The 22,303-nt window shown below is 67.5% G+C and carries 25 protein-coding genes; 18 read left to right on the forward strand and 7 right to left on the reverse strand.

The window, feature by feature from the left end; all coding sequences use genetic code 11:
- The first annotated feature begins 9 nt into the window (after positions 1–9).
- The 13 genes from KIT89_RS01550 to KIT89_RS01610 all read left to right on the forward strand — a co-directional run bounded on the left by KIT89_RS01550 (position 10) and on the right by KIT89_RS01610 (position 10,704).
- Positions 10–687 carry an L-threonylcarbamoyladenylate synthase gene (locus KIT89_RS01550; protein WP_297602715.1) on the forward strand — a complete coding sequence of 226 codons (678 nt, stop codon included), beginning with the start codon at positions 10–12 and terminating at the stop codon, positions 685–687.
- The gene (locus KIT89_RS01555; protein WP_297602716.1) at positions 684–1,922 is read left to right on the forward strand and encodes an MraY family glycosyltransferase; all 1,239 of its coding nucleotides are present in this window, start codon (positions 684–686) and stop codon (positions 1,920–1,922) included. The genes KIT89_RS01550 and KIT89_RS01555 overlap by 4 nt, the downstream gene beginning before the upstream one ends.
- Positions 1,919–2,392, forward strand: a complete 474-nt coding sequence (locus tag KIT89_RS01560) for a hypothetical protein (protein WP_297602717.1) — start codon at positions 1,919–1,921, stop codon at positions 2,390–2,392. The genes KIT89_RS01555 and KIT89_RS01560 overlap by 4 nt, the downstream gene beginning before the upstream one ends.
- 91 nt (positions 2,393–2,483) lie before the next feature.
- Positions 2,484–3,326 (forward strand): F0F1 ATP synthase subunit A, encoded by an 843-nt coding sequence (gene atpB, locus KIT89_RS01565; protein ID WP_297602718.1) that lies wholly within the window; start codon positions 2,484–2,486, stop codon positions 3,324–3,326.
- Positions 3,327–3,382: 56 nt separating this feature from the next.
- Complete coding sequence (atpE, locus tag KIT89_RS01570) at positions 3,383–3,619, forward strand: ATP synthase F0 subunit C (RefSeq protein WP_297602719.1); 237 nt, start codon at positions 3,383–3,385, stop codon at positions 3,617–3,619.
- A gap of 11 nt (positions 3,620–3,630) precedes the next feature.
- Positions 3,631–4,188, forward strand: a complete 558-nt coding sequence (locus KIT89_RS01575; protein ID WP_297602720.1) for a F0F1 ATP synthase subunit B — start codon at positions 3,631–3,633, stop codon at positions 4,186–4,188.
- A 2-nt stretch (positions 4,189–4,190) separates the two neighbouring features.
- On the forward strand, positions 4,191–4,982 hold the full coding sequence (locus tag KIT89_RS01580; protein WP_297602722.1) for a F0F1 ATP synthase subunit delta: 792 nt from the start codon (positions 4,191–4,193) through the stop codon (positions 4,980–4,982).
- 60 nt (positions 4,983–5,042) lie between these two features.
- Positions 5,043–6,677 carry a F0F1 ATP synthase subunit alpha gene (gene atpA, locus KIT89_RS01585; RefSeq protein ID WP_297602724.1) on the forward strand — a complete coding sequence of 545 codons (1,635 nt, stop codon included), beginning with the start codon at positions 5,043–5,045 and terminating at the stop codon, positions 6,675–6,677.
- A gap of 78 nt (positions 6,678–6,755) precedes the next feature.
- Positions 6,756–7,655 (forward strand): F0F1 ATP synthase subunit gamma, encoded by a 900-nt coding sequence (locus KIT89_RS01590; RefSeq protein WP_297602725.1) that lies wholly within the window; start codon positions 6,756–6,758, stop codon positions 7,653–7,655.
- Positions 7,656–7,684: 29 nt separating this feature from the next.
- The gene (atpD, locus tag KIT89_RS01595) at positions 7,685–9,148 is read left to right on the forward strand and encodes a F0F1 ATP synthase subunit beta (RefSeq protein WP_297602727.1); all 1,464 of its coding nucleotides are present in this window, start codon (positions 7,685–7,687) and stop codon (positions 9,146–9,148) included.
- Between the two features lie 2 nt (positions 9,149–9,150).
- Positions 9,151–9,411: a F0F1 ATP synthase subunit epsilon gene (locus tag KIT89_RS01600; protein ID WP_297602728.1), complete on the forward strand. Its 261-nt coding sequence runs from the start codon at positions 9,151–9,153 to the stop codon at positions 9,409–9,411.
- Positions 9,412–9,427: 16 nt separating this feature from the next.
- Positions 9,428–9,937, forward strand: a complete 510-nt coding sequence (locus tag KIT89_RS01605; protein WP_297602729.1) for an AAA family ATPase — start codon at positions 9,428–9,430, stop codon at positions 9,935–9,937.
- Positions 9,937–10,704: a YaaA family protein gene (locus tag KIT89_RS01610; RefSeq protein ID WP_297602731.1), complete on the forward strand. Its 768-nt coding sequence runs from the start codon at positions 9,937–9,939 to the stop codon at positions 10,702–10,704. The genes KIT89_RS01605 and KIT89_RS01610 overlap by 1 nt, the downstream gene beginning before the upstream one ends.
- A 45-nt stretch (positions 10,705–10,749) precedes the next feature.
- Here the strand turns inward: KIT89_RS01610 and KIT89_RS01615 are convergent, their stop codons facing one another.
- A complete protein-coding gene (locus KIT89_RS01615; protein WP_297602732.1) occupies positions 10,750–11,337 on the reverse strand; it encodes a DNA-3-methyladenine glycosylase I in 588 nt (195 codons plus the stop codon).
- Positions 11,334–11,837 (reverse strand): methylated-DNA--[protein]-cysteine S-methyltransferase, encoded by a 504-nt coding sequence (locus KIT89_RS01620; protein WP_297602733.1) that lies wholly within the window; start codon positions 11,835–11,837, stop codon positions 11,334–11,336. The genes KIT89_RS01615 and KIT89_RS01620 overlap by 4 nt, the downstream gene beginning before the upstream one ends.
- A 93-nt stretch (positions 11,838–11,930) precedes the next feature.
- Here KIT89_RS01620 and KIT89_RS01625 point away from each other — a divergent pair, with 93 nt between their 5' ends.
- Positions 11,931–12,911: an aldo/keto reductase gene (locus tag KIT89_RS01625; RefSeq protein ID WP_297602735.1), complete on the forward strand. Its 981-nt coding sequence runs from the start codon at positions 11,931–11,933 to the stop codon at positions 12,909–12,911.
- Here the strand turns inward: KIT89_RS01625 and KIT89_RS01630 are convergent.
- The 5 genes from KIT89_RS01630 to KIT89_RS01650 form a co-directional block, all read right to left on the reverse strand.
- On the reverse strand, positions 12,908–13,957 hold the full coding sequence (locus KIT89_RS01630; protein WP_297602736.1) for a hypothetical protein: 1,050 nt from the start codon (positions 13,955–13,957) through the stop codon (positions 12,908–12,910). The two genes, KIT89_RS01625 and KIT89_RS01630, sit on opposite strands and share 4 nt — an antisense overlap.
- Before the next feature lie 28 nt (positions 13,958–13,985).
- Positions 13,986–14,549, reverse strand: coding sequence for a TspO/MBR family protein (locus KIT89_RS01635; protein ID WP_297602737.1), 564 nt, complete (start codon positions 14,547–14,549; stop codon positions 13,986–13,988).
- A 112-nt stretch (positions 14,550–14,661) separates the two neighbouring features.
- Positions 14,662–15,924 (reverse strand): FAD-binding oxidoreductase, encoded by a 1,263-nt coding sequence (locus KIT89_RS01640; protein WP_297602738.1) that lies wholly within the window; start codon positions 15,922–15,924, stop codon positions 14,662–14,664.
- A gap of 98 nt (positions 15,925–16,022) precedes the next feature.
- Positions 16,023–17,444, reverse strand: coding sequence for an aspartate aminotransferase family protein (locus KIT89_RS01645; RefSeq protein ID WP_297602739.1), 1,422 nt, complete (start codon positions 17,442–17,444; stop codon positions 16,023–16,025).
- Between the two features lie 68 nt (positions 17,445–17,512).
- Entirely contained in the window at positions 17,513–17,980 is a 468-nt protein-coding gene (locus KIT89_RS01650; protein ID WP_297602740.1) for an Lrp/AsnC family transcriptional regulator, read from the reverse strand.
- A 123-nt stretch (positions 17,981–18,103) separates the two neighbouring features.
- Between KIT89_RS01650 and KIT89_RS01655 the strand changes: the two genes are divergently transcribed.
- The 4 genes from KIT89_RS01655 to KIT89_RS01670 are packed head-to-tail and all read left to right on the forward strand — an operon-like array spanning position 18,104 to position 22,301.
- Entirely contained in the window at positions 18,104–19,540 is a 1,437-nt protein-coding gene (locus KIT89_RS01655) for a gamma-aminobutyraldehyde dehydrogenase (protein WP_297602741.1), read from the forward strand.
- A gap of 20 nt (positions 19,541–19,560) precedes the next feature.
- Complete coding sequence (locus tag KIT89_RS01660; protein WP_297603879.1) at positions 19,561–20,040, forward strand: FHA domain-containing protein; 480 nt, start codon at positions 19,561–19,563, stop codon at positions 20,038–20,040.
- A 27-nt stretch (positions 20,041–20,067) separates the two neighbouring features.
- Positions 20,068–20,853: a protein phosphatase 2C domain-containing protein gene (locus tag KIT89_RS01665; protein ID WP_297602742.1), complete on the forward strand. Its 786-nt coding sequence runs from the start codon at positions 20,068–20,070 to the stop codon at positions 20,851–20,853.
- A gap of 50 nt (positions 20,854–20,903) precedes the next feature.
- Positions 20,904–22,301: a serine/threonine-protein kinase gene (locus KIT89_RS01670; protein WP_297602743.1), complete on the forward strand. Its 1,398-nt coding sequence runs from the start codon at positions 20,904–20,906 to the stop codon at positions 22,299–22,301.
- Positions 22,302–22,303: the final 2 nt, after the last annotated feature.

Raw genomic sequence — 22,303 nt, forward strand, 5'->3', positions numbered from 1 at the left:
GAACGCATCATGACCGCCGTGTACGACTGCTCTGTCGAGAGCGAGCTGCTCGAGGGTCTTCGGGCCGCACGCGGCGCCATCGGCCGCGGAGAACTCGTCGTGCTGCCCACCGACACCGTCTACGGCCTCGCGGCCGACGCCTTCCGCGCCGAAGCCGTGCAGCGCCTGCTCGATGCGAAAGAGCGCGGAAGAGATGCCCCGCCGCCCGTACTGATTCCGGGCATCCCGACCCTGGCGGCGCTCGCCGAGAACGTGCCCGAGGCCGTCGAGAAGCTCGTGAAAGAGTTCTGGCCGGGTGGGCTCACGGTGGTCGTCGAAGCGCGCGAGTCGCTCGCGTGGGATCTCGGCGAGACCCGGGGCACCGTCGCGCTGCGCATGCCAGACAACCGTCACGCACTGCACTTGCTCGCCGACACCGGCCCGCTCGCCGTCTCGAGCGCCAATATCAGCGGGATGCCCGCCGCACGCACCGCGGCTGACGCGCTCGCGATGCTCGGCGACCGGGTGTCGGTGTATCTCGACGGCGGCGAGGTCGGAGTCGAGGCGACACCCACCGCCGACCCCGGCTCGACGATCGTCGACGCCACGAGCCTGCATCTTCCCGACGGCAAGCTGCGCATCCTGCGCCAGGGGGTCATTCCGGCCGCAGCGATCGCGCGCGTCGTCGGCGCGGAGCTCGTGGCGTGACCTTCTACCTGCTGGTCGCGCTCATCGCCGCCCTGGTGAGCTTCGGCGCATCATGGGGCGTGCTGCGGCTCAGCCACCGCTTCAAGCTCTACCCGGGAATCCGCGAGCGCGATGTGCACACGATTCCGACGCCTCGGCTCGGCGGCATCGCGATCGTCGTGGGCATCGTCGTCGCCCTCGTGATCGCCTCGCAGATCAGCTGGTTCAGGCTCGTCTTCGCCGATCCTTTCCCGATCATCGCAATCGTCGCCGCCGCCGTGGTCATGCTCGTCATCGGGGTCATCGACGACCTCTGGGATCTCGACTGGATGACCAAGCTCGCCGGGCAGCTGCTCGTGGCGGGCTTTCTCGCCTGGTCGAGCCTGCAGATCGTGTCGCTGCCGATCGGGCCAGATTCTGGCATCACGATTCTCTCGCCGACGATGTCGCTCATCATCACGGTGCTCGCGGTCGTGCTCGTCATGAACGCGGTGAACTTCATCGACGGCCTCGACGGCCTCGTCGCGGGCGTGACGATCATCGCGGGCACGGTGTTCTTCATCTACAGCTACCTGCTGTCGATCGACACGGCGCAGACCGCCTTCAACCTGGCGTCGCTCGTCATGGCCGTGCTGCTGGGGGCGACGGCAGGATTCCTGCCGTTCAACTGGCACCCCGCGAAGATCTTCATGGGCGACGGGGGAGCCCTCGTGGTGGGCATGCTCATGGCGGTGTCGACGATCTCGGTGACGGGTCAGATCGACCCGGGCATCGACCGCAGCCAGCTCGTGCCGGCGTTCATTCCGCTCGTGCTGCCCTTCGCGGTGCTCGTCGTGCCGCTGCTCGATTTCGGCCTCGCGGTGCTGCGCCGACTGCGAGCGGGCAAGTCGCCGTTCACCGCCGACCGCAAGCACCTGCACCACCGGCTGCTCGACATGGGGCACTCGCACTTTCACGCCGTGCTCATCTTCTACGGCTGGACGGCGGTCGTCGCCGTCGGGGCGCTGCTGTTCTTGTTCATGGCATGGTGGTGGGCGCTCAGCGCCATGGTGCTCGGGCTCATCGCCTGCACGATCGTCACGCTCGCACCGCTCAGCCGCCGCAAGCGCATCGAGCGCGCGGCGCAGTCGGCGCCCGACTCTACGGGCGAGCTGGCCCGATTCGATCCTCTCGACGCCGCGGCGCCCGACGACATCGACGACGCCGAGCTCGACGACGCCGCGCTGACCGCACCCCAACCGGAGGAATCCCGATGACTCAGTCACCCTCGCGCCCCTCGAGCGCGGCGCCCGCCCTGCGCCTGTCGCTGATCTACGGCGGCGCCCTGACATTCGCCATCGCGATCATCGGCAGCGTGGTCGGGGCGCTCGTCGCCGACCTGCCAGGGCTGCTGAGCGCGCTCATCGGCGCCGGGATGGCGTTCGTGTTTCTCGGCCTGACCGCGGCGAGCATCCTCATCGCTGATCGGGTGACCGGCAGCGATCTGCTGTCTCCTGCCTACTTCGGCATCGTGATCGGATCGTGGGTGCTCAAGTTCATCGCGTTCCTCGCCCTCGTCATCACGCTGCGCGATGCGCCATTCGTGCAGCCGACGGTGCTCTTCATTACGCTCGTCGTCGCCGTCGTCGGTGGGCTCGTGACCGACATCATCGCAGTCAGCCGATCGCGCGTGCCCTACGTGAGCGACGTGCGGCTGCCGAGCAAAGATGAGATTCCCGACCTCTGATCTCGAGCAGCCGCGGTTCATCGGCACCCCGTTCTGTTGGTAGGGTGGAGGTACCGCCGCCGATCGCCGCGAAACTTTCTCGTTCGCCCCGATGCTGGAGACTCCCCTGAGCGCTGCTGCCCTGATCCCCATCCTCGCTCTTGCGACGGTTCCCACCTCTGACGCCCCCGAATTCAAGGGGCCGTCGATTCTCGACTTCTTCCCTCCCGCGATCTTCTTCGAGGGCAGCCAGTTCTTCGAGATGAACCGCATCATGCTGCTGCGCCTGGTCATCGTGGCGGTCATCTTCTTGATGTTCTACCTCGGCACGCGCAAGATGCAGCTCATCCCCGGCCGCTTCCAGGGAACCATCGAGCTCGGCCTCGAGTTCGTGCGCAAGAGCATCGTCGAAGACCTGCTCGGCAAGAAAGACGGGCAGCGTTTCCTGCCGCTGATCACCACGATCTTCTTCCTCGTGCTGTTCATGAACATCACGGGCATCGTTCCCGGCATCAACATCGCCGGAACCTCGGTGGTCGGCCTTCCGCTCGTGCTCGCCGTCGCGGCCTACATCGCGTTCGTCTGGGCAGGCCTGCGCAAGCACCCGTGGACCTTCTTGCGCAACGCGCTCTTCCCGCCCGGCGTGCCGTGGCCGCTCTACGTCATCGTCACGCCGATCGAGTTCATCTCGCTGTTCATCCTGCGGCCCGTGACGCTCACACTTCGTCTGCTCATGAACATGATCGTGGGCCACCTGCTGCTCGTGCTGTTCTTCTCGGCGACGGCCTTCTTCATGGTCGAGCTGGGCGGCTGGTGGATCGCCGCGAGCGCCGTGACCCTGGCCTTCGGCACCGCATTCACGTTCTTCGAGATTCTCATCGCCGTGCTGCAGGCCTACATCTTCGCCCTCTTGACCACTGTCTACATCCAGCTCGCGCTGGCAGACGAGCACTAACGACCCTCCGAGCGCGCACCCGCACGCTCGGTTTCGATACGGAAGGAAACACCCTCGTGGACGCAAACACGGTTCTCGCCGAGATCAACGGCAACATCGCAACCGTCGGTTACGGCCTCTCAGCCATCGGTGCCGGTATCGGCGTCGGCCTGGTCGTCGGCAAGACGATCGAATCGGTCGCGCGCCAGCCTGAACTGCAGGGCCGCCTCACGGTGCTCATGTACATCGGTATCGCCTTCACCGAAGCCCTCGCGTTCATCGGTATCGCGACGTACTTCATCTTCACCAACTAAGAGAGCCCCTCATGCTCGCAGAGCTCATTGTCGCCGCTGACGAAGCGCCGAACCCGCTGATTCCGGCGTGGTACGACATCGTCTACTCGCTGGTCCCGTTCATTCTCGTCCTGCTGCTGTTCTGGCGCGTCGTGCTGCCCCGCATGCAGCGAGTGCTCGACGAGCGTGCCGCACTCATCGAGGGCGGCATCGAGAAGGCCGAGTCGGCTCAGGCCGAGGCGAAGGCCGCGCTCGAGGAGTACAACAAGCTACTCGCCGAGGGCCGGGCCGAAGCGGCCAAGATTCGTGAACAGGCTCGCGCCGAGGGCGGCGTCATCCTGGCCGAGCTCAAAGAGCAGGCGCAGGCCGAGGCAGCCCGCATCACCGCGACCGCTCAACAGCAGATCGAGGCCGAGCGCCAGGCGGCGCTCGTCTCGCTGCGCGCAGAGGTCGGTTCGCTCGCACTCGACCTCGCGAGCGGCGTGATCGGCGAATCGCTCAGCGATGACAAGCGCGCGACCTCGCTCGTCGACCGCTTCTTGGCAGACCTCGAGAACGACTCGGCGCGCTCGACGAAGGCGGTCAAGTAGCGATGGGTTCTGCAACGCGCAGCGCTCTCGACTCGGCGCGCACCGCTCTCTCCGCCGCGAAGGGTGTCACCCTCGCCACCGGTGAAGAGCTGCTCGCCGCCGCGAGAACGATCGGCGGCTCTCCGCAGCTGCTGAGTGCGCTGTCGAACCCGTCGAGTGACGCGAAGGGCACCACGACCCTCATCGACACCGTGTTCGCTGAGCTCTCGAAGCCCGCTCGCGATCTGCTGCACGGCATGGTGGCGAGCCGCTGGTCGAGCGGCAACGACCTGCTGGCAGGCATCGAAGAGATCGGCATCAGGGCCATCGCCGCGTCGGCGCCGGCATCGAGCACGATCGAGGCAGAACTGTTCGAATTCGGCCGTGCCGTGACGTCGGATGCTGAGCTCGAGCTCGCCATCGGCAGCAAGCGCGGCGCGGCAGAGTCGAAGCTCGCGCTCGTGACCGAGCTGCTCGGCCGCAAGGCCTCGGCTGAGGCGCTCGCGATCGCCGGCCACCTCGTGCAACAGCCGCGCGGTCGCCGCATCGGTGAGCTCGTGCGCGGCGCCGCGAGCACGGTCGCCGACACCGCCGGCAAGGGCATCGCGACGGTGACCGTCGCCGCCCCGCTCTCGGCGGCGCAGCGCAAGAACGTGTCAGAGACCATCACGAGCCGCTATGGCCGTGAGCACGTCATCAACCAGATCGTCGACCCCGCCCTCGTGGGCGGCGTGCGCGTGCAGGTCGGCGACGAAGTCACCGACGGCAGCATCGCCGCACGATTGACCGAACTGAAGCTTCAGCTGGCCGGCTAGGCACAGCGCACCACACACCAGCCGAGGGCCGGCACGGCACTCGAACGAAAAGGGAAGAACATGGCAGAACTCACGATCAGCCCGGACGAGATCCGCGATGCGCTGAAGAACTTCGCGAAGTCGTACGCGCCCGGCAAGGCCGCGGCGACCGAGGTCGGCCACGTCATCGACGCCGCCGACGGCATCGCCCACGTCGAGGGCCTGCCCGGCGTCATGGCGAACGAGCTCATCCGCTTCGCCGACGGCACGCTGGGCCTCGCGCAGAACCTCGACGAGAACGAGATCGGTGTCGTCGTGCTCGGCGAGTTCACGGGCATCGTCGAGGGCATGGAGGTCACGCGCACGGGCGAGGTGCTCTCGGTGCCCGTCGGCGACGGCTACCTCGGCCGCGTCGTCGACCCGCTCGGAGCCCCCATCGACGGCCTCGGCGAGATCGCCAGCGAGGGCCGTCGTGCGCTCGAGCTGCAGGCGCCCGGCGTGATGCAGCGCAAGAGCGTGCACGAGCCGCTGCAGACCGGCATCAAGGCCATCGACGCGATGATTCCCGTCGGTCGCGGCCAGCGTCAGCTCATCATCGGCGACCGCCAGACCGGCAAGACCGCCATCGCGATCGACACGATCATCAACCAGAAGGCCAATTGGCAGTCGGGCGACGTCTCGAAGCAGGTGCGCTGCATCTACGTCGCCATCGGCCAGAAGGGCTCGACGATCGCCGCGGTCAAGGGCGCGCTCGAAGAGGCCGGCGCCATGGAGTACACGACCATCGTCGCCGCCCCGGCATCTGACCCCGCAGGCTTCAAGTACCTCGCCCCCTACACCGGGTCGGCCATCGGCCAGCACTGGATGTACGGCGGCAAGCACGTGCTCATCATCTTCGACGACCTCTCGAAGCAGGCCGAGGCCTACCGCGCCGTCTCGCTGCTGCTGCGCCGCCCGCCGGGTCGCGAGGCCTACCCGGGTGACGTCTTCTACTTGCACTCGCGTCTGCTCGAGCGCTGCGCCAAGCTCTCGGATGAGCTCGGCGCCGGCTCGATGACGGGTCTGCCGATCATCGAGACCAAGGCCAACGACGTCTCGGCCTACATTCCCACCAACGTGATCTCGATCACCGACGGCCAGATCTTCCTGCAGTCCGACCTCTTCAACGCCAATCAGCGCCCCGCCGTCGACGTGGGCATCTCGGTGTCGCGCGTCGGTGGTGACGCACAGGTGAAGAGCATCAAGAAGGTGTCGGGAACCCTGAAGCTCGAGCTCGCGCAGTACCGCTCGCTCGAAGCGTTCGCGATGTTCGCGAGCGACCTCGACGCCGCGAGCCGACGTCAGCTCGCGCGCGGTGCCCGACTGACCGAGCTGCTCAAGCAGCCTCAGTACTCGCCGTACCCGGTCGAAGAGCAGGTCGTCTCGATCTGGGCAGGAACAAAAGGCAAGCTCGACACGATCGATGTCGACGACGTTCTGCGTTTCGAAGGCGAGCTGCTCGAGCACTTGCGCCGCAACACGAGCATTCTCACCACGCTGCGCGACTCGAACGTGCTCGATGACGCGACAGAGGCCGAGCTCGAGAAGGCCGTCGACGCCTTCGTCGTCGCCTTCCAGGGCGGCGAAGAGGGCGGCGTGCACGCCGGCAACGAGCAGTTCGACGCCACTGAGGTCGAAGACATCAACCAGGAGAAGATCGTTCGGCGCAAGAAGTGAGGCGGGCGCGCTGAGCGCGCCCCATCCACTCGCCCAGAACGTTCACGACAGCACCGACCAAGAAACGGAAACCAGCACATGGGAGCGCAACTTCGGGTCTACCGGCAGAAGATTCGTTCTGCCCAGACGACCAAGAAGATCACGCGCGCGATGGAGCTCATCTCCGCCTCGCGGATTCAGAAGGCGCAAGCGCGCATGGCGGCCTCGGGGCCGTACGCTCGCGCCGTGACGCGAGCGGTCTCGGCCGTCGCGACGTACTCGAACGTCGATCACGTGCTGACCACTGAGCGCGAGAACCCGACGCGAGCCGCCGTCGTCGTCTTCACCTCAGACCGAGGCCTCGCGGGTGCCTTCAGCTCGCAGGCGATTCGCGAGGCGAACGAGTTGCGCACGCGACTCGAAGACGAGGGTCGCGAGGTCGTGAACTACGTCGTCGGCCGCAAAGCGGTGTCGTACTACGCATTCCGCCGCCGCGCCGTCGAGAAGCAGTGGACGGGCAACACCGACCAGCCCGAGTTCGCGACGGCGAAAGAGATCGCCGACACCCTCGTCGAGGCCTTCGTTCGCGGTGGTGCCGAGGGGGGTGTCGACGAGATTCACATCGTCTACAACCGCTTCGTCAGCCTCGTCACCCAGACTCCCGAGATCGTGCGCGTGCTGCCGCTCGAGGTCGTCGACGGTGTCGACGAGCCCGGAGACACCGAGGTTCTGCCGCTCTACGAGTTCGAGCCCGAGGTCGATCAGGTGCTCGACTCGCTCTTGCCGGTCTACATCGAGAGCCGAATCTTCAACGCCATGCTGCAGTCGGCTGCGTCAGAGCACGCCGCGCGCCAGAAGGCGATGAAGTCGGCCAGCGACAACGCCGACAAGCTGATTCTCGACTACACCCGACTGGCGAACAACGCTCGCCAGGCCGAGATCACTCAACAGATTTCTGAGATCGTGGGCGGCGCAGACGCCCTCAGCTCAGCCAAGTAAGCACAGTTCTGACGACAGGAAGAAAAACAATGGCTACCTCAACCAAGACGAAGCCCGCCGCCACGGCAGCGACCGCCGGCGTGGGCCGCATCGCTCGCGTGACCGGCCCGGTCGTCGACATCGAGTTTCCGCACGACGCCATCCCCGGCATCTACAACGCGCTCTCGACGACGGTGACGATCGGCGACCAGAAGACCGAGCTCATCCTCGAGGTCGCGCAGCACCTCGGCGACGACCTCGTGCGCGCCATCGCCCTGAAGCCCACCGACGGTCTCGTGCGCGGTCAAGAGGTTCGCGACTCGGGCTCGCCCATCACGGTGCCGGTCGGCGACGTGACCAAGGGCAAGGTCTTCAACGTGACGGGCGACGTGCTCAACGCCGCACCTGGCGAGAAGATCGAGGTCAGCGAGCGGTGGCCGATCCACCGCAAGCCCCCGGCCTTCGACCAGTTGGAGTCGAAGACGCAGCTCTTCGAGACCGGCATCAAGGTCATCGACCTGCTGACGCCCTACGTGCAGGGTGGAAAGATCGGCCTCTTCGGTGGTGCCGGTGTCGGCAAGACCGTGCTCATCCAAGAGATGATCCAGCGCGTGGCGCAAGACCACGGCGGTGTGTCGGTGTTCGCCGGTGTCGGTGAGCGCACCCGTGAAGGAAACGACCTCATTCACGAGATGGAAGAGGCGGGAGTCTTCGACAAGACCGCGCTGGTCTTCGGTCAGATGGACGAGCCGCCGGGAACCCGTCTTCGTGTGGCGCTGTCGGCGCTCACGATGGCCGAGTACTTCCGCGACGTGCAGAACCAAGACGTGCTGCTCTTCATCGACAACATCTTCCGGTTCACGCAGGCCGGCTCTGAGGTGTCGACGCTGCTCGGCCGCATGCCCTCCGCCGTGGGCTACCAGCCGAACCTCGCCGACGAGATGGGTGTGCTGCAAGAGCGCATCACCTCGACCCGTGGCCACTCGATCACCTCGCTGCAGGCCATCTACGTGCCCGCCGACGACTACACCGACCCGGCACCCGCGACGACCTTCGCGCACCTCGACGCGACGACCGAGCTCAGCCGTGAGATCGCGTCGAAGGGTCTCTACCCGGCCGTCGACCCGCTCACCTCGACGAGCCGCATCCTCGACCCGCTGTACATCGGCGACGACCACTACCGCGTGGCGACGACGGTGAAGCAGATCTTGCAGAAGAACAAAGAACTGCAAGAGATCATCGCCATCCTCGGTGTCGACGAGCTCAGCGAAGAAGACAAGATCACGGTGTCGCGCGCGCGCCGCATTCAGCAGTTCCTCTCGCAGAACACCTACATGGCCAAGAAGTTCACGGGCGTCGAGGGTTCGACGGTTCCGCTGAAAGAGACCATCGAGTCGTTCGACGCGATCGCCAAGGGTGAGTTCGACCACGTGGCAGAGCAGGCCTTCTTCAACGTGGGCCCGATCAGCGACGTCGAAGAGCGCTGGGCGCAGATTCAGAAAGAGAACGACTGATCATGGCCGAACTCAGGGTCAGCGTCGTGTCTGCCGACCGCGAGGTGTGGTCGGGCGTCGCGAAGCAGATCGTCGCGCGCACGACCGAGGGTGAGATTGGCATTCTGCCGGGCCACGAACCGGTGCTCGGCATTCTGAGTTCGGGTGAAGTGCGCATCACCCCGACCGAGGGTGCTGTCATCGTCGCGCAGGCCGAAGACGGTTTTCTGTCGGTCGAGAACGACACGGTGACGATCGTGGCGGGCGCCGCCGCGCTGGTCTAGCACTGTGCTCGTCGCGATGGCGGGCTTGCCGGGCTCGGGCAAGAGCACGGTCGCCGAAGCACTCGCGCGAGAGATCGGGGTGCCCGTCGTCTCGGTCGACCCACTCGAGTCGGCGATTCTTCGCGCCGGAATCGGTGCCGACCAGCCGACCGGCCTCGCGGCCTATCTCGTCGCCGAGACGATCGCCGACGCCGTGCTGCGCTCTGGCCAGGGCGTCATCGTCGACGCCGTCAATGCGGTCTCCCCGGCGCGCGACCAGTGGGTGCTGCTCGGTGAGAGGCTGGGCGTCGACGTGCGGTTCGTCGAGACCATCTGCAGCGATCGGCTGCTGCACCGCCGCCGTCTCGAAGAGCGTCGTCGCGATCTGCTGCACATCGCCGAACCGACGTGGCACGCTGTCGAGCAGAGCCTCGACGAGTATGCGGCCTGGTCGGGCCTGGCAGAGGCTCGCCCGCGGCTGACTCTCGACACGGTCGAGCCGGTGCCCGAGCTCGTCGACCGCATCGTCGCGTTCCTTCGCGACTGATGCAGATTCTGCTGCCCCCGTCTGAGACCAAGCGCGACGGCGGATGGGGCCCTGCGCTCGATCTCGACACTTTGTCGCACCCCGAGCTCTCGACGGCCCGTCGCGAGGTGCTCGATGCCGTTCGAGCGCTCTCGCCCGATGAGGCGGCCGCTGCACGCGCGCTCAAGCTCGGCGCCAAGGCCGCCGCTGTCGAGATCGCGCGCAACCGAGAGCTCGAGAGCAGCCAGACTATGCCGGCGATCGAGCGCTACACCGGCGTGCTGTTCGACGCGCTGGCCGTGCAGGAATGGCAGCGGGATGCTCGCCGGCGAGCATCCCGTCACCTCATGGTGCACTCGGCCCTGTTCGGGCTCGTGGCGGCCGACGATCTGATTCCTGCGTACCGCCTGTCGCACGACAGTCGGCTGCCCGGAGTGAGATTGAGGTCGCACTGGGCGCAGCTCAACGCCGCAGTGCTGCGGAGTCTCGACGGGCCGCTCATCGATCTTCGGTCGGCGGGCTATGCCTCGCTCGGGCCGTTGCCCGACCGCGATGATGCAGTCACGGTGCGGGTCGTCGCTGTCGGCGACGACGGCGTCGCACGCGCTCTCAACCACTTCAACAAGAAGGGCAAGGGCGAGTTCGTGCGCGCGCTGCTCTCGGCCGGCCCGCTGCCGTCGTCGATCGATGCGGTGTGCCGAGTGTCGACCGAGCTCGGCTGGCCCTTGCGTCAGTGCGCAGCTCGTGAGCTCGAGCTCGTCGTGCCCGGAGTGCTGCCGCCCCGCTGAGCCGGGCCGTGCTGCCGCCCCGCCCAGCGGGCCGGGCGACTGCGGCTACCGGGCGCGCCAGCAGCCGACGACGTGGTCGTCGACGAGCCCCGCCGACTGCATGAGCGCGTAGGCGGTGGTCGGGCCGACGAAGCGCAGACCGCGCTGCTTGAGCGCAGACGCCAGCGCGCGCGACTCCGCCGTCTGAGCGGGCACGTCGGCGAGTGCGGCCAGCCGCTCGCGACGCGGCGCTGGCTGATGCGACCAGATGAGCGCGTCGAGGCCGCCGGGGTCGACGCTGAGCCACTCGGTCAGCACTCGCGCGTTGGCGAGGGTCGCGGTGATCTTCGCGCGGTTGCGGATGATGCCCTCATCGCTCATGAGCCGCGTGACATCGCCGTCGTCGTAGGCGGCGATGCGCGCCCAGTCGAACGCATGGAAGGCACGACGAAACCCGTCGCGTCGCCGCAAGATGGTGATCCACGACAGGCCGCTCTGAAAGGCCTCGAGCGTCAGCTTCTCGAACAGGGGGCGGTCGCCTCGCAGCTCGACGCCCCACTCGTCATCGTGATAGGCCGCGTACACCGGGTCAGCACCGACCCACGCGCATCGCGCGACGCCGTCGTCGGCCACGCGAATCGATGCCACCGTCATCGGTGGGGGATGCCCTCATGGTCGAGCAGCCACACTTTCGTGACGACGCCGTCGCCGGCGCTGTAGCCGGTGATGCGCGCGTCGCTCGCGAGCACACGATGGCAGGGCACGAGCAGAGGCACGGGATTCGCACCGACGGCGCCGCCCACCGCGCGGCCCGCGGTCGGTCGGCCGGTCGCGCGGCCGAGCTCGCCGTACCCGCGCACATCGCCGAAAGGGATGGCTTGCAGCTGCCGCCAGATGTCGAGCTGAAACGGCGTGCCGATGAGTCGCACCGGCACGGTGAAGTCGGTGCGCCGACCGGCGAAGTACTGCGCGAGCTCTGTCGCAGTGCGCCGCAGCACCGGGGTGGGCGAGTCTGGTGCGCCGTCGGTCGTCAGCCGGCCCTGGGTGGCGATCTCGAGCCGCGTGACCGCATCACCGTCGCTGTGCAGGGCGATGCGACCGATCGGCGAGTCGATCGTGAGCAGGCCGGGTGCGGGTGCTGAGCGGGGTGTCATGCACCGAGGCTAACGCGAGCGAGCATCCGGGCACTGGCGGTTTTCAGACATGGGGATGGCGAACGCTCGGCGGAGTCGGGGGAGGATAGGAGCATGACGACTATGCCGCTTCGACACCTCGGCCGTTCTGACCTGCTCGTGAGCGCGGTCGGCCTCGGGTGCAACAACTTCGGCCGACCGGGCGCGGCCACCGAAGAGCAGGCAGGAACGTCGAGAGTGCTGCACGCTGCCATCGATCACGGCATCACGCTGCTCGACACGGCAGAGATGTACGGCTACAGCCACGGGCGCAGCGAGACGCTCATGGGGGCTGCCCTCGTGGGTCGGCGCGACCAGGTCGTGCTCGCGACGAAGTTCGGCCACGTCGAGGCGAAGAACCCCGACCTTCCTGACGTGCCGCACGGCTCTCGCGCCTACATCCGCGCCTCGGTCGAGGGCTCGCTGCGCCGGCTGCGCACCGACTACATCGATCTCTACCAGCTGCACACCCCCGACCCCCAGACCCCCGTCGACGAGACGCTCGCCGCCCTGCACGAGCTCGTCGACGCCGGCTATGTGCGATACCTCGGCCACTCGAACTTCAGCGCGACGCAGCTGCTCGAGGCTGAGGCAGCCGCGACCGCGGCGCAGCATCCCCGATTCATCTCGGCCCAGAACGAATACAGCCTCATCGTGCGAGACGCCGATGACGACCTGATTCCGGCCGCAGAACGCTCCGGGGTCGGCCTGCTGCCCTACTTTCCGCTGCACAACGGCCTGCTCACGGGCAAGTTCACGAGGGCGGGCGGCCCGGCCGACACCCGCATCATGCGGCAGCGCCCGCACGTGGTCGACGAGGCCCCGTGGGATGCCCTCGAGGGCTACGCCGATTTCTGCGCAGATCGCGGCATCGGGATGCTCGAGGCGACCATCGGCTGGCTGCTGAGCCGCCCTGCCATGGGTTCGGTGATCGCCGGGGCGACGAGTGTCGAGCAGGTCGCGCAGAACGCTGCGGCCGCGTCGGCCTGGCAGCCTGACGCCGACGAGCTGGCGCTCATCGACGAGCTCTTTCCGCCTGGTGCTGCCGAGCGCTAGTCGATCGACTCGATCGGCTGCGGGTCGATGTTGAGGTCGCGGTTGAGTGCCGCCGCCTGCTCGTTGAGCGCGGTGAACTCGTCGAGCAGCGCGTTGTAGGTGTCGATGAGGGCGTTGGTGGCATCGATGCGCGCGTTCAGATCGGCCTGTCGAGCGATGAGCGCGTCGCGGTCTCGCTGGAAGGCCGACTGGCTTGTGTAGCCGCCAGGGCGGTCAGCGCGTGCGTTGAACGCGGCGATGTCGGCCTCGAGCTGAGCGGCGACCAGCTCGGCCTGCTGCTGATCGGCTTCGATCTGCACGACGAGCGCCTCGAGTTCTGCACCGAGTCGCTGCAGCTCGGCTTCGAGCTCGACGAAGATCGCGTCGATGCCCTGCCACAGGGTGACGACGACGCTGCGGTCGTCGAAGTACTCGGCATAGTGCTGCTCGAGCTCCTCAGGCAGCTCGGCGATCTCGGTGCCGAGAATGGCGTAGAGCTCGGGCACGCGCGACCGCGGGTCGAATGCCTCGTACGAGGCGATGCGGTCGACCAGCTCGTGGTCGGGGCCGAGCTCGGCGAAGGTGCGCTCGAGCGGTTCTTCGAGCGCGGCCTTCTCGTCGGCGCTCAAGCGGTCCCAGGCCGCGTGCAGCATCTCGTGCGCCGCGACGACCACCTCGAAGTCGGCGAGGTCGGGGTTGGTGATGTCGTAGATGAAGATGCGCGCGTCGGCGAACGTGAAGCACCCGAGCACTCCGATGCCTGGTTCGTCGCGCGAGCAGTAGAGATCGAAGCTCTCGGCCGGCACCAGTTCGGGCTTGCTCGCGAGAAAGACGAAGGCGCCGCGCTCGCTCATCGCGGCGCGGTCGATGTAGCCGGCGACGGCGGGGCTGGGCTCGAAGCGATGCACGGTGATCGCGTCGCCCACGAGGCGCGGGTTCGCGGCCGCCCACCCGGCACCGGCGAGCACGGCCGACTGCGCCACGATGCTGACGGCCGCCAGGGCGACGAGCAGTGCACGCCCGATGCGTGCGGCACGACGGCGCGGCGGGGCCTCGAGGTCGGTCACGTTTCCACGGTAGCGCGCGGCAGGTGCCTCAGCGTGCCAACACCGCGATGGCCGCGTTGAGGGTCGTCGCGAAGAGAGTCCAGAACCAATACGGAATCAGCAGCGCGGCGGCCAACTTGCTCACATCGCCGAAGCGGATGATGGCGGCGAGGATGGCGAAGTTGAGCACGACGATGAGCCCGAGCGCGAACCAGACCCCTGGGGCGCCGATGAGCGACCCGAGGCCGAAGAATGCCGGGGTCCAGATCGCGTTGAGCACGAGCTGCACGACGTAGGCCTTGAGTGCTCGCGTGCGCTCGAGCGAAGCCGGTGCCTTCCAGATCAGCCAGGCGGCGATGGCCATGGCGAGGTAGAGCACCGTCCAGACCGGCCCGAACACCGCATTGGGCGGGTTCCACATGGGTTTCGGAGTCTCGGCGTACCAGCCGTCGATCGCCGACGCGGAGGTGATCGAGCCGAACGCGGCGACGGCGGCGACGATCGCGATGAACGCGACGAGCGCCAACGCCGAATGGCTGCGCGCGCGTGGCGCGGTGGGTGCTGTCGACGAGCCGGCGGTCGACCGGTCTGCTGCCGCGCCACTCGTCGTCATCGCACCTCCCTCGCGCGTGAGCGACGCTAGACGGCTTTGCTCCGAGCCTCCTGCGTGTCGACTGCACGTCGGCTCGCCGGCAGCCGAGTCGCCGACCGGCGGGTGACCGTGCTCAGTGCCCGGTGAGCGGCGCCATCGCTCGAGCCACGAGCGACGGCCGGCGGGTGATGCGCTGCTCGGCGTCGGCGGCGGTCATGGCGAGCAGGCCGGCGTTGGCGCCGATGAACCGCAGGGGCTCGGGCTCCCACGACGGCGATCGGTGGCCGACCCAGGGCAGCCTCGTGAGGTCGGTCTCGTGCCCCGTGATGAGGTCGGCGAGGGTGCGCCCGGCGAGGTTGGTGGTCGACAGGCCGTCGCCGACGTACCCTCCCGCAGAGCCGATGCCCGACTGCGGGTCGTAGGTGACGCTCGCGTGCCAGTCGCGCGGCACGCCGAGCGGCCCGCCCCACCGGTGCTCGATCTCGAGGTCGGGCAGTGCGGCGAAGAGGTCGTGCAGGGTCGCCTCGAGGTGGCGGAACACGCGGTCGACTCGGTCGTAGTCTGGGCTGATCGTGCTGCCCCAGTGGTATCGGGCGCCTCGTCCTCCGAAGGCGATGCGGTCGTCGGCTGTGCGCTGACCGTAGATGGTCAGGTTGCGGCCGTCTGAGAAGGTCTGGCCGTGCTCGATGCCGAGCTCGCTCCAGATCTGTGCGTCGAGTGGCTGCGTCGCGATCATGAGCGAGTAGAGCGGCAGCACGCGTCGACGGGTCTGGGCGACCGTGGCCGAGTAGCCTTCGAGCGCCACGACGATGTGCCGCGCGCGCACGCGTCCGCGATCGGTCTCGACGACGCCGGGCTGCCAGCGCAGCACGGTCGTCGATTCGTGGATGCTCGCGCCACGCTCTTCCACGACCCTGGCCAGTCCGCGCACGAGCTTGGCCGGGTGCAGTCGCGCACAGGCCAGCGTGTAGACCGCCCCCCGGGCGTCCCTCGCGCGAACCCGATCGGCCTGCCACAGCTCGAGCGCATCGACACCGTAGCTCTGGGCGCTGTCGACCTCGCGCTGCGCGGCACGCCACTGAACCTCGTCTCGCGCGTAGACGATCGTGCCGCCGCGCACGTAGTCGCAGTCGATGCCGGCCTCTGCCGCTGCTCGGCCCACTTCGTCGACGGTGTCGACCATGGCGCGGCGCATCGCGAGGGCCGCTTCGCGGCCGTGCCGCTTCTCGAGTGCCGCCGTCGACGCCGGAAAGAGCGCGCTGCACCAGCCGCCGTTGCGACCCGAGGCGCCGAAGCCGGCGATCTCTTTCTCGAGCACGACGATCGACAGGGCGGGGTCTCGCTTCTGCAGCTCGTAGGCCGTCCAGAGTCCGGTGAGCCCGCCGCCGATGATCACGACGTCCGCGTCGAGGTCGCCGGGCAGGGCGGGGCGCGGCGTCAGATCATCAGCGATCGACGCGTGCCAGTAGCTCAGATCGCGGTAGTCGCTCGCGTTCAGAGCAGTGTTCCAGCCTCGGTCAGCACGCTGCGAAGAATCGCTTCGATCTCGTCGAATTCGGCAGGCCCGATCGTCAGCGGGGGAGCGAGCTGGATCACGGGGTCTCCGCGGTCGTCGGCACGGCAGTAGAGCCCGGCGTCGAACAGCGCCTTCGAGAGGAACCCGCGCAGCAGCCGCTCTGACTCGTCCTCGTTGAAGGTCTCGCGCGTCTCTTTGTTCTTCACGAGCTCGATGCCGAAGAAGTAGCCCTCGCCGCGCACGTCGCCGACGATCGGCAGGTCTTTCAACCGCTCGAGGGCGGCACGGAACTTCGGGGAGTTCTCGCGCACGTGCTCGAGAATGCCCTCTTCTTCCATGATGTCGAGGTTCTCGAGCGCGACCGCGGCCGACACCGGATGCCCGGCGAAGGTGTAGCCGTGGTAGAACGCGGTCTGCCCGTGCTTGAACGGTTCGTACAGTCGGTCGCTCACGATCATCGCGCCGAGCGGGGAGTAGCCGCTCGTGAGGCCCTTCGCCGAGGTGATGATGTCAGGCACGTAGCCGAGGGCTGTGCAGGCGAACATCTCGCCGATGCGGCCGTAGGCGCAGATGACTTCGTCGCTCACGAGCAGCACGTCGTACTGGTCGCAGATCTCGCGCACGCGCTGGAAGTACCCGGGAGGAGGCGGGAAGCAGCCGCCCGAGTTCTGCACGGGCTCGAGAAACACGGCGGCGACAGTGTCGGGGCCTTCGAAGAGGATGGCCTCTTCGATGCGGTTCGCGGCCCACTGGCCGAACTCTTCGAGCGAGCCGGTGAAGCCCATCTCGGCGGCGCGATAGTAGTTGGTGTTCGGAACACGGAACCCGCCGGGGGTGAGCGGCTCGAACATCTCTTTCATGCCGGGAATTCCGGTGATGGCCAGCGCACCCTGCGGAGTGCCGTGGTAGGCGATCGCGCGTGAGATCACCTTGTGCTTCATGGGCTTGCCGGTGAGCTTGAAGTACTGCTTCGCGAGCTTCCAGGCAGACTCGACCGCCTCGCCGCCACCAGTGGTGAAGAACACGCGGTTGAGGTCGCCGGGGGCGTAGTCGGCCAAGCGGTCGGCAAGCTCGATCGCGGTCGGGTGAGCGTATGACCAGAGCGGGAAGAACGCGAGTTCTTCTGCCTGCTTGCGCGCCGCCTCGGCGAGTCGCTCGCGCCCGTGGCCCACCTGCACGACGAAGAGCCCCGAGAGCCCGTCGATGTACTTCTTGCCGTGCGAGTCGTAGACGTGGTGGCCCTCGCCGCGCACGATGATCGGCACGCCGTTGCCCGCCTCCATGCCCGATTGACGTGCGAAGTGCATCCAGAGGTGGTCTTTCGCCTTCTGCTGCAGGTCGGCCTCGGTGGCGGCGTCGAGCGCGGCCCCTGCCGGTGCGATGGTGGTGTCGATCGTCATGTCGCTGTGCTCTCTCATGTGAGGGGTCGTGTGGTTCTCGGTCGTGGTGGGCGTCGTCGCGGGCGGGCTCATCGGGTTCCCCAGTTGTAGAACTGCTTCTGCAGTCTCAGGTAGACGAAGGTCTCGGTCGACTGCACGCCCGCGATCGTGCGTATCTGCTTGTTCAGCAGATCGATGAGGTCGTCGTCGTTCTCGCACACGACCTCGGCCAGAATGTCGAAGCTGCCTGCCGTGAGCACGACGTAGTCGACCGCGCGAATCTGGCTGAGCTTCTCGGCCACGTGCGCGGTGTCTCCGACCACCCGCACGCCGATCATCGCTTGCCGGTAGAAGCCGAGCTGCATCGGATCAGTCACCGCGACCACCTGCATGACGCCGGCCTCGGTGAGCTTCTGCACGCGCTGCCGCACCGCCGCTTCGCTCAGACCGACCGCCTTGCCGATCTCGGCGTACGATCGGCGACCGTCGGTCTGCAACTGCTCGACGATGGCCTTCGACACGTCGTCGAGGTGAATCGGCTTGGATCGAGAGGCCATGGCCCGATTCTGTCAGCCCCGCGCGGCATTCACAAGTGAATCCGCAGAGAACGGTGGCTCAGAACGACGAAATCAGTCGTCAGAGGTTGGTCTGACGGAAGGATGCCGCGATACAGTGGAGAGATGAGCACTCCGATTCTGCACAATGTGATCGACGGCGAGGTCGTGGCGAGTTCGGCCGAGACCCACCTCGACCTGATCGACCCGGCGACCGAGCAGGTCTATGCCCGCTCGCCGATCAGCACAGAGGCCGAGATCGACGCCGCCTACGGCGCTGCTGAGAGGGCGTTCGGCACCTGGGGGCGCACGACTCCCGCTGAACGGCAGCTCGCGCTGTTCCGCCTTGCCGACGCGATGGCGGAGCACGCCGAAGAGTTCGCCGACCTCGAATCGCACGACACCGGCAAGCCGCGAGCCACGCTCGTGGCCGACGAGATCGACCAGTCTGTCGATCAGCTGCGCTTCTTCGCCGGCGCCGCGCGCGACCTCGAGGGGCGCTCGGCGGGAGAGTACCTCGCCGACCACACCTCATTCGTGCGACGCGAGCCCATCGGGGTCATCGGGCAGGTGACGCCCTGGAACTACCCGCTCAACATGGCGATCTGGAAGATCGCCCCCGCGATCGCCGCGGGCAACACCGTCGTGCTCAAACCCTCAGACACCACCCCGCAGTCGACCGTTCGTCTCGCCGAGCTCGCGGCGGGCATCCTGCCCCCTGGAGTGCTCAATGTGGTGCTCGGAGACCGCACGACGGGCGCGGCGCTGCTGCAGCACCCCACCCCGCAGATGGTCGCGATCACCGGGTCGGTGCGCGCGGGCATGGAGGTCGCGAAGGCAGCGGCGAGCGACCTGAAGCGCGTGCACCTCGAGCTCGGCGGCAAGGCGCCCGCAATCGTGTTCGCCGACACCGACCCCGAGAAGGTGGCCGAAGGGCTCGTGCTCGCGGCCTTCTTCAACGCAGGGCAAGACTGCACAGCGGCAACTCGCGTCATCGTGCACGAATCGGTGCATGACGACGTCGTGGCCGCTCTCGTCGCACGCGCTCGCTCTCACGCGCGCACCGGCGCGCCCCGAGAAGACGGCGTCTTCTACGGGCCCCTCAACAACGCGCACCAGCTCGAGCGAGTGGCCGGGTTCATCGACCGGCTGCCGAGTCACGCCGAGATCGTCACCGGCGGAACTCGGCAGGGCGATGTCGGCTACTTCTGGCCGGCGACGATCGTCACCGGCATGCGGCAAGACGACGAAGCGGTGCAGGAAGAGATCTTCGGGCCCGTGCTCACGGTGCAACGCTTCAGCACAGACGAGGAGGCGCTCGCGCTGGCCAATGGAGTGAGGTATGCGCTCGCCGCATCGGTGTGGACGCGCGACCACGGACGCGCCATGCGGTTCAGCCGCGATCTCGACTTCGGGTGCGTCTGGATCAACACCCACATCCCCTTCGTGAGCGACATGCCGCACGGTGGTTTCAAGCACTCCGGCTACGGCAAAGACCTCTCGCACTACGGCTTCGACGACTACACCCGTATCAAGCACGTCATGTCGTACCTCGGCGACTGACAGCAGCGGGGGCACTCGTGATGCACGACACCGGCGATCTCGACGACACCATCATTCGTCTCATCGAGCCGACCGTGCTGTCGCGAGCCGCTCGGCCAGCGTCGCTTCCGCCCGTGGCCGAGCCCGAGCCCGACCCGAGCGTCGCCTGGTCGGTGAGCGTGCGGGGCTCGAGCGCGGTGGTGCCGCTCGATCGACCCGTCGACATCGGGCGGCGGCCAGAACCGCCGCGAGTGCCCGAGCGGCTTCCGGCTCGGCGTGTCGTCATTCCGGCAGAATTCGGCGAGGTGTCGGCGCGTCACGTGCGTGTCGAGCAGGTCGGAGACACGATCGTGGTGCACGATCTCGGGTCGACCAACGGAGTGACCGTACACTGGGCAGGGGGGGCTTCACGTCGATTGCGTCGCGGCGAATCGTGCGCGGTGCTCCCCGACGCCGTCATCGAACTCTGCGACGGCGTGCAGCTCGAGTTCATCGCGTCACCCCATGCAGAGGGGGCGTGACACCGCCATCGACCACCGGAGCCCACCGTGACCGCCCTCGGCCGCAGCAGCGTACGCCACACCGTCACGCTTCCTGATCGCAGCGATGCGGTCGAGCTGTCGTGGCACGGCGTCACCCACACCGGGTACCGCCGCACGGTGAATGAAGACAGCTATCTCGCCGATGTGCCGCTCTTCGCGATCGCAGACGGCATGGGCGGCCATTCGCACGGCGATCGCGCGAGCGATGCGGTCGTCCGTCGACTGCAGGCGGCCGTCGACGGCGAGTTCATCGAACCGGCCGCGATCGTCGAAGCACTGCACAGGGCGACGGCAGACATCCACGAGCTCGACGACGACGAGCTCGGCATCGGCACCACGGTCACCGGCGTGGGGTTGTCGCTCGTCGACGGTCGACCGGTTGTGAGCGTCTTCAACGTCGGCGACTCGCGCGTGTACCGATTCGTCGGCAACGACCTCGAGCAGGTCACCGTCGACCACTCCATCGTGCAAGAGATGGTCGATGCCGGCCAGCTGACGGCAGAGCAGGCCGAAGACCATCCAGAGTCGAACGTCATCACGCGGGCCGTCGGCTTCTCGCTCGAACCCGACATCGACATGAGCCAGCTCGAACTGCGCGCAGGCATGCGACTGCTGCTGTGCTCAGACGGGTTGACGAAAGAGGTTCCGCTGCAGCGCCTCAGGCTGCACCTCGCCGCGCGGCTGAGTGCGCGCGAGACGGCGAACGCCCTCGTCGATGCCGCGCTCGCTCAAGGCGGCCGCGACAACATCACCGTCATCGTCATCGACGTTGTGCGGGCTCCGGGCGACTGAACCGCCGCACTCTCTACACTGAGACGACACGTGCGGGAAGGGGGATCTCCATGGCCGGTCGACGACCATCAGAGCCACCCATCCTGCCCGGATTCAGTCACGTGCGCCTGCTCGGAAGCGGCGGATTCGCCGACGTGTTCCTCTACGAGCAGAACATGCCACGTCGCCAGGTCGCCGTGAAGGTGCTGCTCGCCGACGTGGTCACCGAGCATGTTCGCCAGATGTTCCAGGTCGAAGCGAACCTCATGGCGCAGCTGTCATCGCATCCCGGGATTCTCACGGTGTACCAGGCGAGCATCTCGGCAGACGGACGACCCTATCTCGTAATGGAGCTGTGCTCGGCGCAGCTGAGTGCGCGCTATCGCACAGAGCGCATTCCCGTGACCGACGTGCTGCGCATCGGCGTGCAGATCGGCAGCGCCATCGAGACCGCGCATCGCAGCGGCGTGCTGCATCGCGACGTGAAGCCCTCGAACATTCTCATGACGGCCTACGGGCACCCCGTGCTGAGCGACTTCGGCATCGCCTCGACCCTCAGCGCAGCGACCAGTGCTGACACGATCGGCATGTCGATTCCGTGGTCGGCGCCCGAGGTGCTGCTCGACGACACGGCGGGCACCGTGCAGAGCGAGGTCTGGTCTCTCGCCGCAACCGTGTACACGCTGCTCGCCGGCCGCTCGCCGTTCGAGGTGACCGACGGGTCGAACAGTGCCGACGACCTCATCGCGCGCATCTCACGCGCGCGAGTGCCAGCGCTCGGCCGGGACGACGTGCCGGCGTCGCTCGAGGCGGTGCTGACGCGAGCTCTCAGTCGAGACCCGGCGAAGCGACAGCAGTCGGTGCTCGAGCTCGTGCGCGATCTGCAGCGCGTCGAAGCTGAACTGGGCGTCGTCGCCACTCAGGCAGACGTGGCCATGGACGACTGGGCGCTCGCCACCATGGCTGATCCCGCCGACCGCACCATCGTGCGGGCGGCGCCCCACAAGGCGGTGGGCGCGTCGCCCGACCGACGCCGACGGCGTCGTGCCCTCGTCGAGGCCGCTGACACGGGCTCAGAGCCCACGAGCACCGTGAACCGCGCAACGCAGCGCCGCACGCGCGTGATGGCTGCGATTCTCGTGCTGGTGTCGCTCGTCATCATCGCCCTCGGGGCCACAGCGACCTTCGTCGCCATTCAGGGCGGAGACAGAGAGCTGCCCAGGGTCTCGAACATCGAGGCCGTGCTCGACGGGCCGACGGTGGTGTTCACCTGGGCAGACCCCGGCCTGAGCGAGTCTGATTCGTACCAGGTTCGACTCGCCGACGGCACCGAGGCGTTTCAGCGTTCGAACGAGTTCGTCGTCGCTGCGCCCCCCGGCGAGCGGGTGTGCGTGACCGTGCGTGTTGTGCGCGAAGGCAGGCTGGGTGCCGCCAGTGGCGAGCGCTGCGTCGAGGCGCCGGGAGAGTGACA

This window comes from Microcella sp., assembly GCF_025808395.1.
GTDB lineage: Bacteria > Actinomycetota > Actinomycetes > Actinomycetales > Microbacteriaceae > Microcella.

Excerpts from the sequence above, each read along its gene's own strand:
- KIT89_RS01590 (WP_297602725.1), top strand. The coding sequence starts at position 6,756 with ATGGGAGCGCAACTTCGGGTCTACCGGCAGAAGATTCGTTCTGCCCAG.
- KIT89_RS01620 (WP_297602733.1), bottom strand. The coding sequence starts at position 11,837 with ATGACACCCCGCTCAGCACCCGCACCCGGCCTGCTCACGATCGACTCG.
- KIT89_RS01650 (WP_297602740.1), bottom strand. The coding sequence starts at position 17,980 with ATGGCCTCTCGATCCAAGCCGATTCACCTCGACGACGTGTCGAAGGCC.
- atpB (WP_297602718.1), top strand. The coding sequence starts at position 2,484 with ATGCTGGAGACTCCCCTGAGCGCTGCTGCCCTGATCCCCATCCTCGCT.
- KIT89_RS01660 (WP_297603879.1), top strand. The coding sequence starts at position 19,561 with ATGCACGACACCGGCGATCTCGACGACACCATCATTCGTCTCATCGAG.
- KIT89_RS01645 (WP_297602739.1), bottom strand. The coding sequence starts at position 17,444 with ATGACGATCGACACCACCATCGCACCGGCAGGGGCCGCGCTCGACGCC.
- atpA (WP_297602724.1), top strand. The coding sequence starts at position 5,043 with ATGGCAGAACTCACGATCAGCCCGGACGAGATCCGCGATGCGCTGAAG.
- KIT89_RS01610 (WP_297602731.1), top strand. The coding sequence starts at position 9,937 with ATGCAGATTCTGCTGCCCCCGTCTGAGACCAAGCGCGACGGCGGATGG.
- KIT89_RS01560 (WP_297602717.1), top strand. The coding sequence starts at position 1,919 with ATGACTCAGTCACCCTCGCGCCCCTCGAGCGCGGCGCCCGCCCTGCGC.
- KIT89_RS01575 (WP_297602720.1), top strand. The coding sequence starts at position 3,631 with ATGCTCGCAGAGCTCATTGTCGCCGCTGACGAAGCGCCGAACCCGCTG.
- KIT89_RS01600 (WP_297602728.1), top strand. The coding sequence starts at position 9,151 with ATGGCCGAACTCAGGGTCAGCGTCGTGTCTGCCGACCGCGAGGTGTGG.
- KIT89_RS01550 (WP_297602715.1), top strand. The coding sequence starts at position 10 with ATGACCGCCGTGTACGACTGCTCTGTCGAGAGCGAGCTGCTCGAGGGT.
- atpD (WP_297602727.1), top strand. The coding sequence starts at position 7,685 with ATGGCTACCTCAACCAAGACGAAGCCCGCCGCCACGGCAGCGACCGCC.
- KIT89_RS01605 (WP_297602729.1), top strand. The coding sequence starts at position 9,428 with ATGGCGGGCTTGCCGGGCTCGGGCAAGAGCACGGTCGCCGAAGCACTC.
- KIT89_RS01670 (WP_297602743.1), top strand. The coding sequence starts at position 20,904 with ATGGCCGGTCGACGACCATCAGAGCCACCCATCCTGCCCGGATTCAGT.
- KIT89_RS01635 (WP_297602737.1), bottom strand. The coding sequence starts at position 14,549 with ATGACGACGAGTGGCGCGGCAGCAGACCGGTCGACCGCCGGCTCGTCG.
- KIT89_RS01655 (WP_297602741.1), top strand. The coding sequence starts at position 18,104 with ATGAGCACTCCGATTCTGCACAATGTGATCGACGGCGAGGTCGTGGCG.
- KIT89_RS01580 (WP_297602722.1), top strand. The coding sequence starts at position 4,191 with ATGGGTTCTGCAACGCGCAGCGCTCTCGACTCGGCGCGCACCGCTCTC.
- KIT89_RS01615 (WP_297602732.1), bottom strand. The coding sequence starts at position 11,337 with ATGACGGTGGCATCGATTCGCGTGGCCGACGACGGCGTCGCGCGATGC.
- KIT89_RS01625 (WP_297602735.1), top strand. The coding sequence starts at position 11,931 with ATGACGACTATGCCGCTTCGACACCTCGGCCGTTCTGACCTGCTCGTG.